Genomic DNA, 16702 nt, shown 5'->3' with positions numbered 1-16702 from the left:
AGGCAGGCGACGCCGAGCGGCGACGTGTGCGGCGACTCGCGCGAGTCAGGTCGCGTCCGTTTCAGGCAATGGGATGTCTTGCGACGTGACGGCGGCGCCGCCAGTCGACGTCTCAGCAGGAATCTCAAACACCATGCGCAAGCCGCAGCTGCCGGACGCAGCCTCGGCGAAGATGCGGCCGCCGTGCAGCTCAACGAGACTACGGCAGATGGCCAAACCAAGTCCAGTGCCCTTGTCCTCGCCTGGACGGCTGATACGCACGAAACGTTCGAAGATGCGTTCACGCTGCTCCGCAGGCACGCCCGGGCCCTCATCCTCGATACTCACTTGCCAGGTACCGTCCATGAGCGTGGAGCGCAACGTGATCCGACCGCCCACCGGCGATGCCGAGAGCGCATTGCTCAGCAGATTGAGCAGCACCTGTCGCAACCATTTCGGCTCGATGGCCACCTGGCCGCAACCGTGGTGGGTCAGGAAAAATCGCAGTTGCTGATGCTCCGCCAACACATGGGCGTCCTGGGCGAAGCTCTGCAGGAAAGGTTCGGGATCCTGCAGCCTGAGATCGAGCGTAATAGCGCGGGCGTCGGCACGCGACAGAAACAGCAAATCCTCGATGATGCGATTGAGGTGCGCGAGCTCCTTGATCTGGATCTGCACGGACTGCTCCTGCGCCGGCAGCAACTGCCCTTCCACCACCAGTTTCTCTGCCTGCAGCCGCACCAGCGTCAAAGGGGTCTTGAGCTCATGGGACGCCTCGGCGGTGAACCGGCGAATCTGGTCGAATGAAATTTCGAGGCGGTCGAACATCTGGTTGAGCAGGCGCGCCAGGTCGGAAATCTCGTCCTTCGCCGCCGCGACTGGAATCCGTTCACTCAGATTATCCGAGCGAATGCGGTCGGCGGTGTCCTGGATCAACCTGAGCGGGCGCAGGGCCATCCGGCTGAAACCGTAGCCGATGATGCTGCTAACCACGACCATGACCAGCAACAACCCGTAGAAGGTCCGTTCGTAGCCTTCCATCACCACCTTGACGTGGTTCTTCGAAGTGGCGATGAGGACCTTGTATGGCCCCAACGGAAACAAGCCCGCTCGCAGTTCGCCCAAGCCATCGACAAACGCATTGAAAACGTGGGCCTTCGGCAGCACGGGAATCTGACGATCGCGCAGGCCTTGAGAACGAAACACGATATCGCCGTTCGGTGCGTCAACCTCGACATAGAACAGTTCGAGGTCGTCGGTCATCATGGCATGCACGCGACTTCGCAGCACGTCCTGCGACAGTGTCTTGCCAACAGGGCCGACACCCGCCTTCAGTTGTTCGAACTCGGATTCGTTGAGCAGGTCCAGCGCATGGATCGCGTGCCGTTCCATGAAGTAGCGCCCGGCCAGAAACAGCGAGGCGAACGTCACCGTTGAGGCCAGTACGTAGCAGATCGCCAGACGGGCACCGATCGATTTCATACGAGCTGATAGCCTACGCCACGCACCGTTTTGAACAGCGGTTTGCCGAGCGGGACTTCGAACTTGGCGCGCAGCCGACTCATATAGACGTCGAGGAGATTGGTGTCGACGTCGTAATGGGATTCCCAGATCTTCTCGGAGATCAAGGTACGCGTCAGAATTCGCCCGGGGTTCTGCAGAAATATTTCGAGTAAGGCGAATTCGCGGCTGGTCAGGTCGACCGGTTGCCCGTTCAGGTGCACCGTACGGCTAAGGAGATCGAGCTTGACGCCCTGGTGCTGCAGCACCGTCTCCTTCACGGCGGACTGGCGCCGCAACAAGGATCGCAAGCGTGCCAGGAGTTCTTCGAGACTGAACGGCTTGGACAGGTAATCGTCGGCGCCTACGTCGAGACCGCTGATGCGATCCTCCACCGCGTCGCGCGCACTGAGGATCAGCACGGGCTCGTTAAAGCCTGCGCTGCGCCATTCGCGCAGCAGGGCGAGGCCATCGCCGTCAGGCAAACCGAGATCCAGCACAATGACGTCATAACTGGACTCGCAGAGCGCCTCGCGCGCCTCCGTGCAACTCGCCACCCAGGTGGCGGTATAGGCACGCTCGATCAATGCTTGCCTAAGAAACAGACCTAGCTTGCGCTGGTCTTCAACGATCAGAATTTTCATATATCGAGGGAGCGTCTCCGATGGTCTCAGGCTAGCGCAAACTCGCTACCATCACAAGCAATGCACTGGTCGGCGGTGTTTCTTGTGCTCTTATCTGAATGAATAATTAGCAGCACAACCTGAACGCAACCTGAATTTTCGATTCGGGGGTAACCCTCGGTGCGGTTTCGCTGACGCGGCTCTTAGCGGCTCTTTGCGTCCCCACGCATGCGCGCTCATCCTGCTACCCACTACGCGACGTACCGCACCACCGCTTGTGATGTTCGCGTATCAAGGTTACGGCCGCGATTGAGGTGATCGTCGATCTCCGCGGCACAGCCGATCATCCGGCCGTACAGGAAGACGGTGAAGGCCGCCGTCTCGAGTTCCTGATCAGAGACGTCGCCGGCCTGGTGACGGCTCCACAACATCTTCAGCAGCAGTGACGCTATGACAGCGTCGATGTTGACCGCGAACACATTGCGCGTCACGTTTTCGTCGTACAAGGCCTGCACCAGCGTGCGGTAGTAGTCGTGAAAGATGTTGTACTCGCCCCGGCCGTCGTAAAGCTTGAACACGAACTCCTCGCGCGGGTCGACGTTGACCGGCTTACCCTTGAATACCGGATGGTTGATGCACGGCAACGCCCCTGCCGCGTGCGCGCCGACCTCCTTGCGCCGCGCACGCTCGCTACCGTATACGCGGGCAAAGTCCGTCGCCATCGCTTTCAGGTCAAGTCCATGCGCCGGGTTCCCGGGATCGGCCAGCCCGACGCCCCTGAAACGCTCGAGCAGGAAGGCAACGCCTTCGAAACCATTGCCTCCGTGCGCGAAACCCGAGTGAGTGAGAAAACCCACCATCGCCTTATTCAGCTGGACACGATCCGGGCTTTCCGGACCGTCAGCGGATGTCGCCCCTTTCGCCCCCTGCGCCGAAATGGCGCCGGGACCGTTAGTCAGCAGAAGCCCGACCAGGGTTTCGAACGCAAACAGATCCGCGGAGGTCGGCTCCACGCCGATCAGGGCGATGCAAGCCATCTCTGTCAGGGAGCGACGACTGACGATCTCGACGGTCGGAATTCCGCATACGGATTCTGGTCGATGCTGTGCCTCGTCGACCGATGCGCCGATCAGCGTGCCGAACAGGCGCATCCACCACGGCAGGCTTTCGGCCGTAAGACGGGACACCCGTTTGCGCATCAATGGGTCCCATGCAAGCGTCGTCGTTATCGCTGCCAGCACGCCGTCTGCACGCGGGTGCCCGCCGAGCGACTCGATATAACGAACGAACACCGATTGCACGCCACGCTCCCTCAGACCGGCCAGGACAAGTTGCGCGTTTGCATCCGGCTCGCCACCAATCAGTATTTCGCGCGTCGCCGCATCGGTTGGCATCGTGGTCACGTCGAAAGTCTCGTCGAGCACATCGTGCAGACCTGCGGTCGTCCCGAGATCGATGAGCGCGCGCACTGCCTGCCGCGCGCCCTCCGCGCGGCGCGGGCCGACAATGCTCAGGGCGGCGGCGAGCACACTGTTCGGCGCATTGCCGGCCTCGCGCGCCGCCTGTGCCGCCGCGAGTGCCGGATTGCCATTCAGGTTGATTTCGGCGCCGATCGCAACGTTGACCAGCTTCGCGTCGTTCTCATCCCCGGGATCGTGCAGCAGCGCGAGACACACGTTCGCCTCAAGCGAGCGTTGGGCGGCCTCGAGCATCGACACGCCGTGCAGACTGGTCACCTGAGTCTTCGGGTCCATCCGCGAGGCGCCAGACGCATCCTTCATGTTTTGACGTGGCGGTACCGCGCCAACTTGCCGGTTCAGCGCAGCGATCTGTTCGTCGTACGGCGGCATCGCGTCAGCCGTTGGAATGTCAAGTTCGGGCGGCAGCGATAGCCCGTTGCATGACCGGAACCACGGCTTCAGCGCGAGACTGCCTTCCGGCGCGAAATCCGGAAGCGCGCCGTTCTCCCGCATAACGGCGGTAAGCGCCGCCGGAATGTGCGCAATGTTGGTAACCAGTGCACCCCTCGCTGAGACTACCGGCCGCTCGGGCGTAAACACGCCGTCGACACCGAACTTCTCCATGAACCAGCGCTCCTTGGCTTGCGCGTCATCGTCCCCACCCGCCAGTGCGCCCGCATGGCCTACAGCACGCGTCAGCTTGCGTTTCCACCTGCCGACCACGCATGCCACCACCGGCTTGGCGAAATGTGCGTCGAGTTCGTAATAGCCTCCCGGCTCGGCGTACAGCACCGCAGCCTTGCTGCGCGCGTCGTTGGCAAGGGCAAACGCGAATTCGGGCGCGGCGAAATGAATGTACACGTCCTTGCCGCTCGAGATCAGGGTCGTCGTCCCCCAGCCGGCCATCCGCAGATAGCTCGCGATCGTTGTCGTGAAACCACCGGAGTTCGAGAGGATAGCAATCGACCCTTTCCTCAGCGATTCATCAGGGCTATCGCCACCCAACGCCGCCGATCCGCACCCGGTTCCACGCGTCGGCAACGCCCAGACTGTTGCCGCCGAATATATCGACGCCATTTTGCTGGCCCATCGCGCGAATCTCGCGCGAATCGTGCACCGACATCTTCTCCGTGACGATGAAGATCTTCTTCAGGCTGCGGTTCACGCGAATCAATTCCGCGACGCCGTCACGCGCCGCGGAGGGTGGCAGATAGATCACACCACAATTGAACGCGTGCCCGTCCTCCAGACCTTCCACCACGTTGTTGTAGACGGGAATGTTGCCGATCGAAGTCTCGAGAACCTGTCCCCGTCGTCCTGGCGACGTCCCGAACACGACATTGCCGCCGGAATAAATATGGCCGGCCGGCGTCACCTGCCGCGACTCGCTGCCGAGAATGTTTAACACGCAAACACGGTCTTCGCGAGTCGCGGCGTACGCGAGCGAACCGGTACCGACGTAGTACTTGAAATCACCTACACCTTGCTTATACACGGTGGTCTCCGTTCTTGCTGGTCATGCAGCGGACGACGCGGGCTGAGTGGCAGTCATCATGGTTGCCACTCGGTCGCGACCGCCGGACTTCATCCACTCGTCACATGTCTTCGCGTAGTAAATGACCTCGCTGATATCCGAGTCAAAGCCGAACATGCTGTATGGCAAGCCGAGTGCATCACAGGTATCCCGCATTGCGCCCATGCCGCGCACGAGGTTCGGACCACCTCGGCCAATCACCACGTGCAGCGGCGTCGGTCCGTGCTCGCTGAAATATTCGCGAAGCGCATCAGCCATCGCTCGGAAGGTTTCGAAGATGTCCGTGTTGTTCGACTTGCCGCCAATAATGAAGAGAACGTTCGTCTGCTTGAGCCAGTGCCTGAAACAGATACGTGCTACTTCCTTCATCTTCTCGTAAGGCGGATTTCCGCCGAAGTCCGAGGAAATAATGGCGTCGTCGCCCAGCATCTCCGATACGAGCGAATTGGCGCCGCCGCCGAACGTCGGGGCAAGGATCGTTCCGTGATCGTTGATCACGTACACATCGCTCTGCCCCTGGTACGTACGAAGCTGATTGATCTCCTGCTCGAAGTCCGAGTGGTCCATCGAGAAAAGATGGGGCGGCAGATTCAGGCGCTGCCAGCGGGTGTCATCCCGGTCGAACCCGCCCTTGAAGTCGCACGCCACCGGCACGAGCCGGCCGTCGCGCTCCGCACGCATGCGGATCGGGTTCAATTCGAGCGTCGTCATACCGAAGTTGTGATACAGCTCCCATAGCTTGGGCAAGTGCTGAACCAGCGGCGAGATGATTTCCTTCGGTGCCTTCAGCGCGGACAATGCATTGGCGACGACAAATGCCTTCAGTCCGGTGAGCGGATCGAACGGTATCTGCGCGACCAGACCCCGGTCGAGTTCCTCGATGTCAACGCCGCCATGGTGTGTGAGCGTCATCGTCGGCGCACGGAAATGCGTCGAGTCGGTGATCGAGAAGTAAACCTCATGCTCGGCAGGGACTGCCCCTTCGAACGTGACGCCATTGGATTTGGCGACCTGATTGCCGTGCCGATGCTCGACGAAATAAAGACGCTCCTTTTCCCGCAGCGCACTCTTGAGATCATTTGCACGTCCAACCAGGCCCGCCTTGCCCTTCTTCCCGACGCCGCCTTTGAACACCGGTTTCACGAACACCGATCCGTAGCGGTCGAGCAACGCCTTGATTTGCTCCTCACTCGCGTCCGGGCCTAGTACTTCCGCGGCCGGAAAACCTCCGAATTGCAGCAGCCGCGCGCCGTACAACATACCTGTGACCTGCATATCGCCTCCTGCGGGGGATTCTGGCGTCCGCAAAGCACCCGTGCGCCGCCCGGGCCACAGCGCCGTGACATGAAGGGCCGCGCGGCCCTCCGGCTTCAGTTTCCAGCCAGCGAATGAACCGCGCCGTCCGGCAGCACGTCAAAACGCAGCAACGCACCGCCTGCCTTACTCTCCCCCGGCGACACCGCGACGTACAGCCGGTGCAACTCAGGCACCAGAATGGCCGTCTTGGCGCCCTTGGCCGTCGGCACGTGAGCGAGTTCCTCGTAATGCGTCGCGTCTTTCTGCCTGATCACACCGAGATAGTCGTCACCAGCCATATAGATGCGTTGGTTGGTCTTATCGAAAATCACCTGATTGGTCCGCTCAGGAGCGTCGAAACTTGCCAGCGTGGCCCCGCTGCGGGCATCGAGCACCAGCAGCTTGAACGGCTTGCGCGTGCCGACGAACAACCGTTGATGGGTTTCGTCGAAAGCCATCGCCGCGTTCAGCTCCGCTCCCTTGATCGGCCAGGTGTCGATGACCCGGCGGCTGGCCTTGTCGACCACCGCCATCGCGCTCTTGCCGGTCAGGTTGATGAACAGCCGGTGGCCTTTCTGCTCCGCCACCATCGACTCCGTGAAGTCGGTGTCGAAGGTCATCTCGCCAATGCGCTTGCCGGTTCTCGGGTCAACCTCCGCGACGATGGTTCTGGACATTTTCGGATCCGCATTCTTGCCGCCGGTGACGACGTACAGATGCTGGCGCGATGGATCGTAGTACATGGAATCCGCGCCGACAGTAAGTGGGATTGATCCGATGACGCGATAGATGGCGGCATCGACCACCTTGGTCATGCCGGCGCCGCTGTCGGTCACGATCAGACGGTTCACGTCGGGCAGGTAGAGAATGCCGTGTGGCTGTTCGAAGCCTTTGACCGTTTTCAGATGCGCGCCGGTCTGGAGATCGAAGACCTCGAGCGTGCCCTGGTCTTCGCCGGCGAGAAACAACCGGTTCCCTTTGACGTCGGCGGCGAAATGATCAAAGTCTCCGTCATAGCCCGGCAGTTCGGTACGACCGCCCAGATGAAGCACCACCGCGGCAGTGGCAGCAGGCTCGGCTGCCGCCGTTTCGCCAGGCAGGCCCGCGCAAAGTGTGGCACAGGCGAGCGCCGCAAGGGACAGCAGGGAATTTCGCACACGCATTTTCGGTATCCTGAAGAACAATCGATGGTGAGACGGCGTAGGGCAAGAGCCGCCTGGGGCTCAGGTCCGCAAGGCTAACCGTCAAAACAGGTACGGGTGGATCGTACCTCGCGCGGCCGGGGTGTCCGGCGCGCCTGGCAGCCGCTCGACGACCAGTACAACGCACCGTCTGAGGACAACTGAGCTTTCCTCGACAAATCGGGGAAAGCTCAGCGACTTCACCCAAGCCACCGCTCAACGTGTCTAGTGGGCCGGATTGAACAACGCCTTGAAACTGGGAATCTGCTTCTGCACGCTGTCGCGCAACGCAGTGCCGGCGAGGAAAAAGTCTTTCTCCCCTTTGGCGTATTTGCCGTCGTTCTTATAGGCGGCAACGAGAAGGCCGATGTTTTCACCGGTCGCATCGCGTAGCGGCATCATCATGACGAATTTCTTGACCGTGTCGTTGGTCCGGTGCCAGCGCGGATCCACGATGGTGATGCCTTTTGTCATGATGTCGATATCGTCCGGATCGTCCGGGTTGCCGATACGATCCAGATAGGAGCCGGCGAACATGGTGTACGTACCGTTGGCCGCACCGGGCGGAATCCCGTGGAACGTGATGCTGAGCAGTTCGGGATGGCTCGCCATGATCTGCTCGGACAGCACCTGCGCGAAGATTTTCTCGTTTGGCGGCGTCCAGTTTTTCGGCTTTTCCGGCGCGGCGTTTGGCGCCGCCTGCGCAGCGCAAAGTACCGATACCGACGACAGCACGCTGAGCGTCGTAACGAATGCAATCTTGGTCAAAGTCTTCATGTGTCTCCTCTCTTGCCCGGTGGGCGGTATGGAACCAGTTGTACGAACGAGTGTAGGTTCGGCACCTTGAATGGACATGAACACGTCCTGAATTCAAATTTAGCCAAGGGTGGCGAGAACATGGCAGGACTGCCAATGACACCGCGTCATGTTTCATGCCGCACCGAAGACAAGAACGTCCCCAACTGACAGAAAATTGACCCGTACTCCAACCTGAGCTGAACGCAACCCAGCGCTATCGGCTGTACGTCAAGACACTGAATGTGTTGGGCAGGAAGCGCGTGGTCGGCGCATGCCCTTCCTCGTACTTGACGACGTACTGGGCGTTGACCAGGTAGATCCTGCCGGTCATGGCATCCATCACTCCGGTTCGCGCCATTGGCTGCGTGCCGACGGTTTCTGTTACCCGATAGGTATCGGCGGCCGCTTGCTGAATGACTGTCATGTTCGCGTCCTCGCCATTGGCGGTAACGATCAGCCGAGCCTTTTCGTCGTACATGACTTCGTCTACCCCCCGGCCAATCGGTAGCCGGGCGAGCTGTTTTCCAGACGCCGCATCGAGCACCGCCAATCGTGGTGGCGACGCCCCCTGCCCCCGGCAGCCGACGAAGATGCGTTGACCTGACTGGTCCACTTCCAGCGCAGCGGGCTGCAGGCAATCGTCGAGCGGGAACGTCGCGACCACTTTCATCGTCCGGGCATCGACCTTGACGACCTTCGCCTGGTCGCGCAACGGCATCACGATATTGCCGGCGCCGTCCGAACGAGGCGCATCGACCTTGGTGCTGTCGATCATGACCGAACCTGCCGGCTTGCCGGTCACGCCATCGAAAAAGAGCACCGGGGTCGTCTTGTTGACGCTGTCCGCCTCGCCGACCATGACGAAGCGCCTGCTCACCTTGTCGAAAGTCGCGCCGTCGAAGCCGTCGGTGTCGCTCTTGTAGCGAGACAACGTCTTGAGACTGGAGAGCTGGAATACAACGACATGACCGTCGGTCGTGCCGGCGAGGCCCACGTCGAATTCGGTCGCAAGCGCCGACGTGTTTGTGCCGGCTGATTGCGCCAGGGTTTTAATGACACGCGCCTTGCCGATGTCGTAGACATGCAGGCCGTCTTTGCGATGCGCGATGAAAATCCGGCCCCGCGCCTGGTCCAGCGAGTTGTAGTCCCACCCCGTATCGCTACTTTTTATCGTCACCTGCCTTTCGAGGTGGTAACTGCCGCCCTCCGCGCCATGAGCGACCACGAAAACCGACAACCCGCCGGCCAGCAACACGCCGCCGCACACCAGACGGGCGTAACACACAACGCTTGACGGTTTCATGCCCGGCATTGGAACCTCGCTCGCAATCTGCTGGTTGATGGAGTCATACCGTGCGGGCCCGCCTGAATTCCCACTGCGCGATAGTGCATGCCTCACACCGGGCGCCCAACCTTAGAAATCGATTTTGGCGTTGAGCCTTACGCTACGGTCCATGCCCGTCCCCAACGTACCGGTCTGGACGGAATTCCAGTACCGCCGGTTGGTCAGGTTGTCGACGCTCAGCACGAACGACGAGCGGTGCCCATGGATCACGGTGGCATACGCCGCCCCCACCGTATAAACCACGTAACCGGGGATGTAGCCCTGGTCCTGCGGATTGACGGGCCGCTGCGACACGAACGACGCGCCGACCGTAAGCGCAAGCCCAGGCACGTAAGACGGCCGGTGGGTCACGGAAACATTGCCGATCCATTTCGGTGTGTTCTCGGGCGTCAAGCCCTTGATCGTCATGTCGGACACCGGGTTCTGCACCGCGCGCAGCCATTGCACGGCGGCAGTCACGCTCCACTGCCGGCCGAACTGCTTGGTGACGACCGCCTCGGCGCCTCGGTACTTGATCTTGCCGTCGTTGGAGAAGACCCTGGTCACCGAGTTGGTCACGGCATTGACGCGATCGATGTCGAAGTACGAGGCGGTGATCGACAGACCGTCGAAATACGAGTCGCGGATACCGATTTCCTTCTGGGTCGAAACCGCCGGCGCCAGGATCTGGTACGCGTTGACCGCGTTGACCGGCGCGACACCGCCGTCTTCCAGGCCCTTCATGTAGCTGGCGAACAATGTGGTCGTGGGCAGAACGTCGTAGAGAATGCCGGCCGCCGGCAATGGCAAGTAGGTTCCCTGCGATACCCGTCCGTCGCGCGACACCGAGCGGGTTTCGCGAAAGCCCGCCAGCACTTTCCATTTCGGGCCGATGCTGACGTTGTCGTACGTATAGAGCCCGCTATCACTGCTGGTTTGCAGCGGCAATGAGGTCGGCGGTTTGGTCGGCACCGGCGCCGGCAGCGCGATCGGATTGTAGATATTGATCGGCAGCGGCAGAACAATGCTGTTTTGCGCGGGCGTCTCGGCGTTTCGTTCGCTGCGGGAAATGCCTAGCGTCAAGTCATGATTGAGCGGACCGGTTGCGAACTTGCCGAGCAGTTCGGTTCGCTCGAAGCTGTTGATGTAGCTCTGCGTGACGGTATTGACCGTTTCCACGCCACCCGCTCCGGTCGCGACGTTGTAGCCGGCGATCCGCCCTGTAAGCCGCGAGCGATCCGCGTATGAACGCCCAACCTCAACGAGTACTTTCCAGTTGTCGTCAAGGATATAGTCGACGCGTCCCTGGACGTTGGTCGTGCGCGGCGTATACAACGCCCATGGACCGGACAGCAGGTTTCTCGGATCCGGCACACGCGGCACCGTGATATGACCTTTGACCGCCGTCGGCAGACTGATGGCGGCCTGCTCCACCACGTCCTTCTGGTACTGCTCGAAATCGAACTGGAAGCTGAGCCGGTCCGTCACGCGCCAGTCCGCACCCAGACTCTCAAAGTAGCCGTGCCCGTTGGCGCCCCTGACGCCGTTCTCGAGATGGGCACCCGACAGATTCGCGCGCAGCCCGAACTGCTTCTCGCTGCCGAAGCGCCGGCCGATATCGATACCCGCGCCGTACTGCCCGAACGAGTTGCCTGAAAGCGTCAACGAAGTCACGTCGCGCTCGGTGGCCCGCTTGGTCACGAGATTGATAATGCCGGCCGGGCTCGCGACGCCGAACATCAGCGCATTGGCGCCTTTGAGCGTCTCGATGCGCGCCTTGTCCTCGGTCGGCGTTGTCACGACGCCGGCAATCGGCAGACCGCCGTTGAGACGATAGTTCGAGAACAGGTTGAGTTTGATGCCGCGAATGCTCTGCGCATCCGCCGGGCTGCCTTTCGAATTCGTCGGCGCGACTCCGGCCTGATTCTTGACAGCGTCGGACAAGCCATCCTGTGCATCCTGGAGGGCGGCACTCGAGACCTCCTGGCGGGTCATCGGCAGGGATTCCTTGTTGCCTAGCGCCGACTTGTCCAGTTCAGCCGCGACGGTGGTCCGCACCGGCCTCACGACACCGGGTTCAAACAGTTTCGCGCTGCTCGGAATGCGCTGGCGCAAGCCGTCCCGGATCGCTTCGGCCTGTCGTTGCAGCGCCGGCTGTCTGGCGCTCCTCGTATACGGGAAGATCACGCCTAGCGCACCGATGGTCGTGCCGCTCGCGTCCTGCAATGGCAATTTGACTTCGAAGCGGTCCTCCTCGCGATTGACTTCCAGGCTGGTCTTGCCGCTGGTGATGACCTGCATATCGTCGTCATCCGCCGGCTTGCCGATGCGACCGATGTTGGAGGCGACGATCGGGTAGTCGGTGCCGCCTTGCGGCGGCTTGACGTGCATGGCCAGCACCACCACGTCGGCATACCTGGCCAGCGTCTCGTCGATCAGCGTCTGCGCGTAAGTATTGAGTGGGATGCGCGGATCAAAGCGAGCCGGCTCGAACAGATTCGGCGCATGCGCGATCCGGCGGCTGATTTCATCGCGGATTTGCGCCGCCGTCTTGATCAGCGCGCTCTTGTCGAAGCCCGAACCGGCCGGATACGGAAAGGTCATTTCGACCGTGCCGATGATCGTGCCGTGCGCATCGAGCAACGGCAAATGGGTTTCGACGTTCTGGTTGCCGAGCTGATTGATTTCGACGAAAGGCTCGCCCGATTTGGACACCGCCAGGTCGTCGGGATCGGTTGGCTTGCCGATCCGCTGCTCCGACTTCGCGGCAATGATGACACTGCGAGCCGCACCCGGGGGAGTTGCGTGCAGGTCGAGTTGCAGCAGTTCCGGATGCCGGGCGACGGTGCTGTCCACCAGCTCCTGCGCATAGCTCCTCGTCTGCGCCTGCGTGCTCGCGCTCTGGGTAGTGGGGGCCGGCGAGGTTTGCGTCTGCGCCAACAGCGCAGTGGGCAGCGTAGCCGCGACCGCCATGGCAAGCACGGATTTGCTGAACATGTCTCCTCCATTTTTATGCGCCCCTCGTTTATTTTGTTGCGAGGGATCTATCCTGCGACGCCTGCCTTGTTTCCCCCGAGCGCGAACTGAGCACGGACAATGCAACGGGTCAAGACTCGGGTGAGCATCCGCTTTGCGGCGCGAAGGCACCGCAAAGCCGGCAAGACTGACGATGCCGACGGAGATCGACGGCGAACCATCCGGCGTATCCCCTACGGGTCAGGCCATCAATCCGCCTTGTCGAGCTTCGCCAGTTCTTCTTGTACGACCGCCGGCGTCAGCGGGATATAAACCCCCTCCTTCGCCACGACATCCTGCCCCTGGCGGCTGAGTACCAATTTCAGGAATTCCTTCACCTTCGGCTCGAGCGGCTGACCCGGCTTCCTGTTCACGAAGATGTACACGTAACGGGACAGCGGATACTTGTGCGAGTAGACGTTCTGCAGGGTCGGTGCCAGGAACGGCTGGCCTTCGTCTGCCGCTAGCGGCACCACTTTCACGTTCGGCGTCACGTTCGCGAGCAAGGCGTAGGTCAGCCCGCCGGGATGCGAGGCCATGTCTTCCGCCGCCACGGTAAACGCGTGCGTGAAGCCTTTGCCTTTGACGAACTGGATGTTGTCCTTGTACTCGCCACCCTCCAGCAAATTCAGTCTCAGGAAGTATTCGATGCCGTTGACTGGCTTCAGGCCATACAAATGGATCGGCCGGTCGGCCCACTCGCCGCCCAGACCCAGGTCGCCCCATTTGGTGATATCGGCATGGCCCCGCTTGCGCGTCGTCGAATAGATCGCGTCGAGTTGAGCCATGGTGAGCCCCTTGATCGGATTGTCCTTGTCGACCAGCACCACTGACGTCGCCGTCTTGCCCAGTGAACCCACGCTGCCCGTGGCCACGCGAATCGCCATCGGCTTGTAGCCGAACTTGTCCACAAAGCCCTTCTCTTCGGCCGGCAATAACTCGCGCCCAACCGGCGCCAGGTCGGCGCTCCCGTTCGTCAGGGCTGGCCCGCCGGATCCCGACGACTTCGCCTCCATGGTCACGCTCAGTCGCGGATAGGCCTTGCGATACAACTTGATCCAGCCCAACGTGATTTCGTCCATCACGTCCGCGCCCACCAGACGCAGTTCCTCCTCGGGCACCGACTGCACTTCGTCCGGCTGCCAGCTCGGAATGGACGGATCCACTTTGAGACGATGTTCGACCGCCGCGTATTTCAGCGCGAACGCCGGCGATGATGTGAGGGCGGTCAACGCCGTCAAACCGACCACCGCGGCAACCGATGCCACCGCTGTCCTGCGCAACCCACCCGCCTGCTTGCCTTGTTTCATGACGTCTCCTGATGGAATCAATGAATGCTTCTTCGACTGAAGCTCTCGCCCTCGACGGGGCTTTTTTTCTAATCCGTGCCGCGTGCTCCTTCACCGAGGAGAACATCGCGACAGTGACGGCAACCACGAGTCCTGCGCCGCCGATCATCATGCCGGTGACTGACTTTTATTTCGCTTTCATGGTGGCCTACTACGTTAAATAAAACCTGAACGTTTAATGAACGCGCTTTCAGGTCCACCTACCCGTCATGGCGCGCCTGCGAGCCTGCGCGGCCGGCGTACCGGGCACGGCCTAACGGGCCGGTTCAAACAGCGCCTCCAACGACGGCGTCTGCGCGCCCAGTTCATCGCGCACGTGCTCGGCCTGGCGCAAAATCAGCGCCTTGTCGCCCCCCGGTGAGAACCGGAAAGTCGCTCCGATCACGCCGATCGGCTTCCCATTGATATCGCGCATGACCAGTTCCACCGACAGGTCGCCGGTCCTGGTGGCTTCGACGCGCGGCTGCCCGGAGGACAGGACCGACAGGTCGTCTGCATCGGCTTTTTTGCCGATACGGCCAATATTCGAGGCGATGATGACGTTGTCCGCTGAAGCCGGCGGCGTAACGTGCAAGGCCAGGATGGTGAGTTCGGGGTGTCCGGCCAGGGTCCTGTCGACCAGGGTTTGCGCGTAGTTGGGAACCGGCGGCTGGGCCCATGCGGAGCCCGCCAGCCACAACGCCGCTGCGGCCCAGAGCATGCTTTTCATTGAATGTTCCTCGTTACCGCGCCCCGCCACGCGTGCCCGGAAAGTCCGGGGTGCGGGCGGCGAGCGCCTCGAATGGCGGTCGAAGCTGAAAGTCAGTTGGCGATCATCGCGCGCGAGCTCTCGACCTGCCGAGCCCGCAGCGGCACATACATGGCGTGGTCGATAACCGACTGCTGGCCTTCCTTACTCAGGACGTAACGCAGGAATTCGGCTAGCGCGGGATTGAGCGGCTTGCCAGGCGCCTTATTGGTGTTGAAGTAAATCAACCGGCTAAGGGGATAGGTGGCCAACGCGACATTCTCATAGGTCGGCGCAATGAACGGCCCGTTGGCCGTCTCGCCGAGCGGCAGCATCTTCACCGGCGAATCGATATAGGCGATGCCCGAGAATCCGATCCCGTAGCGATCGTCGGCAACACGCCTGGCCAGCGGGAATACCAGCTTGTCGTAATGAATGTCGTCGCTCCACTCGCCGCGCTTGCCGTCGGCGCTCAGGATCTTCTGGCGCACGAATTCCTCGAAGCCATTCCACGGCTTGATCGCGTAAACGTGGATCGGCTTGTCCGCCCATTCGCCGGTCAACCCAAGGTCGCCCCAGGTCTTGAGCGGCTTGTCGCCACGAAGATGGGTCCTGGAAAAGAGCGCATCGATCTGCTCGTAGCTCAATGTCTGAAGCGGATTGTCTTTATTGACAAAGAAGCCGATCGTATCGAGGAACCCGAAATGGCGGTAGGAACCGCCGGATATCGGCACGCTCAGCGGCCCGTAGCCGAACTTTGCCTGGAAGTCCGTCACGTCGTCCGGTTTCAGTTCACGCGACACGAAGACAAAATCGAGATTCTGCTTGACCAGTTCCTTCGCGCCGAGGCTGCCGGCATAGGGCGGCTCCACGTCGATGTTGACGTCCGGATAGTACTTCCTGAATCCGTCGACCCAGCGTTTGACGAGCGCCGGCAGGACATCGGAAACCGCCCCCTTGTAGGTTCCGGACAGCTTGATATCGGTACGCGGGTGATAGCTGGGCAGCGCGGCGTCGAGCGTGGGTTGCAGAATCTCCGGCTGCGCCAGGGCGCGGCCCACCTTCATGCCCTCGTCCGCCTGCTCTTTCGTCTGCGGCACTACCGTCGGCAAAGCCGGTACGATCCACTCGACCATCGGCGCCTGGCTGTCGGTGACCGGGCCCCCCAGCGCGCCGCCCGACGCTGCCAGCGCCGCAATCGCGAGGCCCATCGCCAACGGCAGGCGCAGCAGGCAAGCGCGGCCGTGCGCCGCGCCCGCGGCGGCCCTGGTTGCGGGATGTAGTACGGTGTCTTTCACTGTGTGTCTCCTTTTATTGACGGCATTGAAATGCCTGGTCTCGCGGCGATTCAAGCAGCACCAAAAACCATCGATTATGTCCACCGACGAATCATCGCGAGCGCGAATCCTACCTTCGGACGGCTCTGCTCAATGTCGGCGCGCACGGCCCTCTCATGTCGACGATACGACGCCGTGCTAAAGGCAACCTGAATCGTTCATGAATATTCATTTATGCTTCGATCCGACCGTCCGTCAATAGACGCCCCCGTTTGCCGCACCGTCAGTTGAAGATGCGCGGACGTGTCGCGTCGGATTCTGCACGAGGTGCAGCGTATTCTCGAAGTTGGATTCCGGTCAGAACCGGTGAATGATGCCGGCACCCGCGGCGAACTGGCTAGTCGATGACGAGGGCGCACTGTTCCTGCCATCGCCGACACTCGCCGTCGCGTCGGTGATGCCGCCCGCGTCTTGCCGCTCGCACGCTGATACGCCTCCAGCGCGTATCAGCGTGCGCTTCGACAGCGACTAGTATTACGACAGATTGAACTGCTGATTCACTGCCGAGTCGGTGCCCGATGCGTCACCGTCCGGCGTCGAATTGTCGATGCGCTGGAAGCCGGCCGCGCGGTCTGCGCC

Annotated in this window: 13 protein-coding genes and 1 pseudogene; 1 reads left to right on the top strand and 13 read right to left on the bottom strand. The window is 61.4% G+C overall.

Annotation, left to right across the window (positions count from 1 at the left end; translation table 11 throughout):
• Positions 1 to 45: 45 nt before the first annotated feature.
• The 10 genes from WN982_RS09605 to WN982_RS09560 all read right to left on the bottom strand — a co-directional run bounded on the left by WN982_RS09605 (position 46) and on the right by WN982_RS09560 (position 14020).
• Positions 46 to 1410 (bottom strand): ATP-binding protein, encoded by a 1365-nt coding sequence (locus WN982_RS09605; RefSeq protein ID WP_341315459.1) that lies wholly within the window; start codon positions 1408 to 1410, stop codon positions 46 to 48.
• 47 nt (positions 1411 to 1457) lie between these two features.
• Positions 1458 to 2123, bottom strand: a complete 666-nt coding sequence (locus WN982_RS09600) for a response regulator transcription factor (protein WP_341315458.1) — start codon at positions 2121 to 2123, stop codon at positions 1458 to 1460.
• A gap of 230 nt (positions 2124 to 2353) precedes the next feature.
• Entirely contained in the window at positions 2354 to 4567 is a 2214-nt protein-coding gene (locus WN982_RS09595; protein ID WP_341315457.1) for a CoA-binding protein, read from the bottom strand.
• The gene (locus WN982_RS09590; RefSeq protein ID WP_341315456.1) at positions 4554 to 5057 is read right to left on the bottom strand and encodes a hypothetical protein; all 504 of its coding nucleotides are present in this window, start codon (positions 5055 to 5057) and stop codon (positions 4554 to 4556) included. The genes WN982_RS09595 and WN982_RS09590 overlap by 14 nt, the downstream gene beginning before the upstream one ends.
• Before the next feature lie 21 nt (positions 5058 to 5078).
• Positions 5079 to 6371, bottom strand: coding sequence for an ATP citrate lyase citrate-binding domain-containing protein (locus WN982_RS09585; RefSeq protein ID WP_341315455.1), 1293 nt, complete (start codon positions 6369 to 6371; stop codon positions 5079 to 5081).
• 95 nt (positions 6372 to 6466) lie between these two features.
• The gene (locus WN982_RS09580) at positions 6467 to 7555 is read right to left on the bottom strand and encodes a hypothetical protein (RefSeq protein ID WP_341315454.1); all 1089 of its coding nucleotides are present in this window, start codon (positions 7553 to 7555) and stop codon (positions 6467 to 6469) included.
• 243 nt (positions 7556 to 7798) lie between these two features.
• A complete protein-coding gene (locus tag WN982_RS09575) occupies positions 7799 to 8428 on the bottom strand; it encodes a hypothetical protein (protein ID WP_341315759.1) in 630 nt (209 codons plus the stop codon).
• Positions 8429 to 8585: 157 nt separating this feature from the next.
• Positions 8586 to 9626 (bottom strand): hypothetical protein, encoded by a 1041-nt coding sequence (locus WN982_RS09570; protein ID WP_341315453.1) that lies wholly within the window; start codon positions 9624 to 9626, stop codon positions 8586 to 8588.
• Positions 9627 to 9785: 159 nt separating this feature from the next.
• Positions 9786 to 12692 carry a TonB-dependent siderophore receptor gene (locus tag WN982_RS09565; protein WP_341315452.1) on the bottom strand — a complete coding sequence of 969 codons (2907 nt, stop codon included), beginning with the start codon at positions 12690 to 12692 and terminating at the stop codon, positions 9786 to 9788.
• Between the two features lie 227 nt (positions 12693 to 12919).
• Positions 12920 to 14020 (bottom strand): substrate-binding domain-containing protein, encoded by a 1101-nt coding sequence (locus WN982_RS09560; RefSeq protein ID WP_341315451.1) that lies wholly within the window; start codon positions 14018 to 14020, stop codon positions 12920 to 12922.
• 11 nt (positions 14021 to 14031) lie between these two features.
• Between WN982_RS09560 and WN982_RS09555 the strand changes: the two genes are divergently transcribed.
• Positions 14032 to 14223 carry a hypothetical protein gene (locus tag WN982_RS09555; RefSeq protein ID WP_341315450.1) on the top strand — a complete coding sequence of 64 codons (192 nt, stop codon included), beginning with the start codon at positions 14032 to 14034 and terminating at the stop codon, positions 14221 to 14223.
• An 89-nt stretch (positions 14224 to 14312) separates the two neighbouring features.
• Here WN982_RS09555 and WN982_RS09550 read toward each other — a convergent pair whose 3' ends face one another.
• The 3 genes and pseudogenes from WN982_RS09550 to WN982_RS09540 all read right to left on the bottom strand — a co-directional run.
• Entirely contained in the window at positions 14313 to 14768 is a 456-nt protein-coding gene (locus WN982_RS09550; protein WP_341315449.1) for a hypothetical protein, read from the bottom strand.
• A gap of 92 nt (positions 14769 to 14860) precedes the next feature.
• A complete protein-coding gene (locus tag WN982_RS09545) occupies positions 14861 to 16084 on the bottom strand; it encodes a substrate-binding domain-containing protein (RefSeq protein ID WP_341315448.1) in 1224 nt (407 codons plus the stop codon).
• 336 nt (positions 16085 to 16420) lie between these two features.
• Positions 16421 to 16615: pseudogene (locus tag WN982_RS09540) on the bottom strand (porin); the annotation flags it as partial.
• Positions 16616 to 16702: the final 87 nt, after the last annotated feature.

It is taken from the genome of Paraburkholderia sp. IMGN_8 (genome assembly GCF_038050405.1).
Lineage (GTDB): Bacteria > Pseudomonadota > Gammaproteobacteria > Burkholderiales > Burkholderiaceae > Paraburkholderia.
The sequence above is the reverse complement of the archived record's forward strand: the minus strand, read 5'-3'. Positions and strand labels throughout refer to the sequence as shown.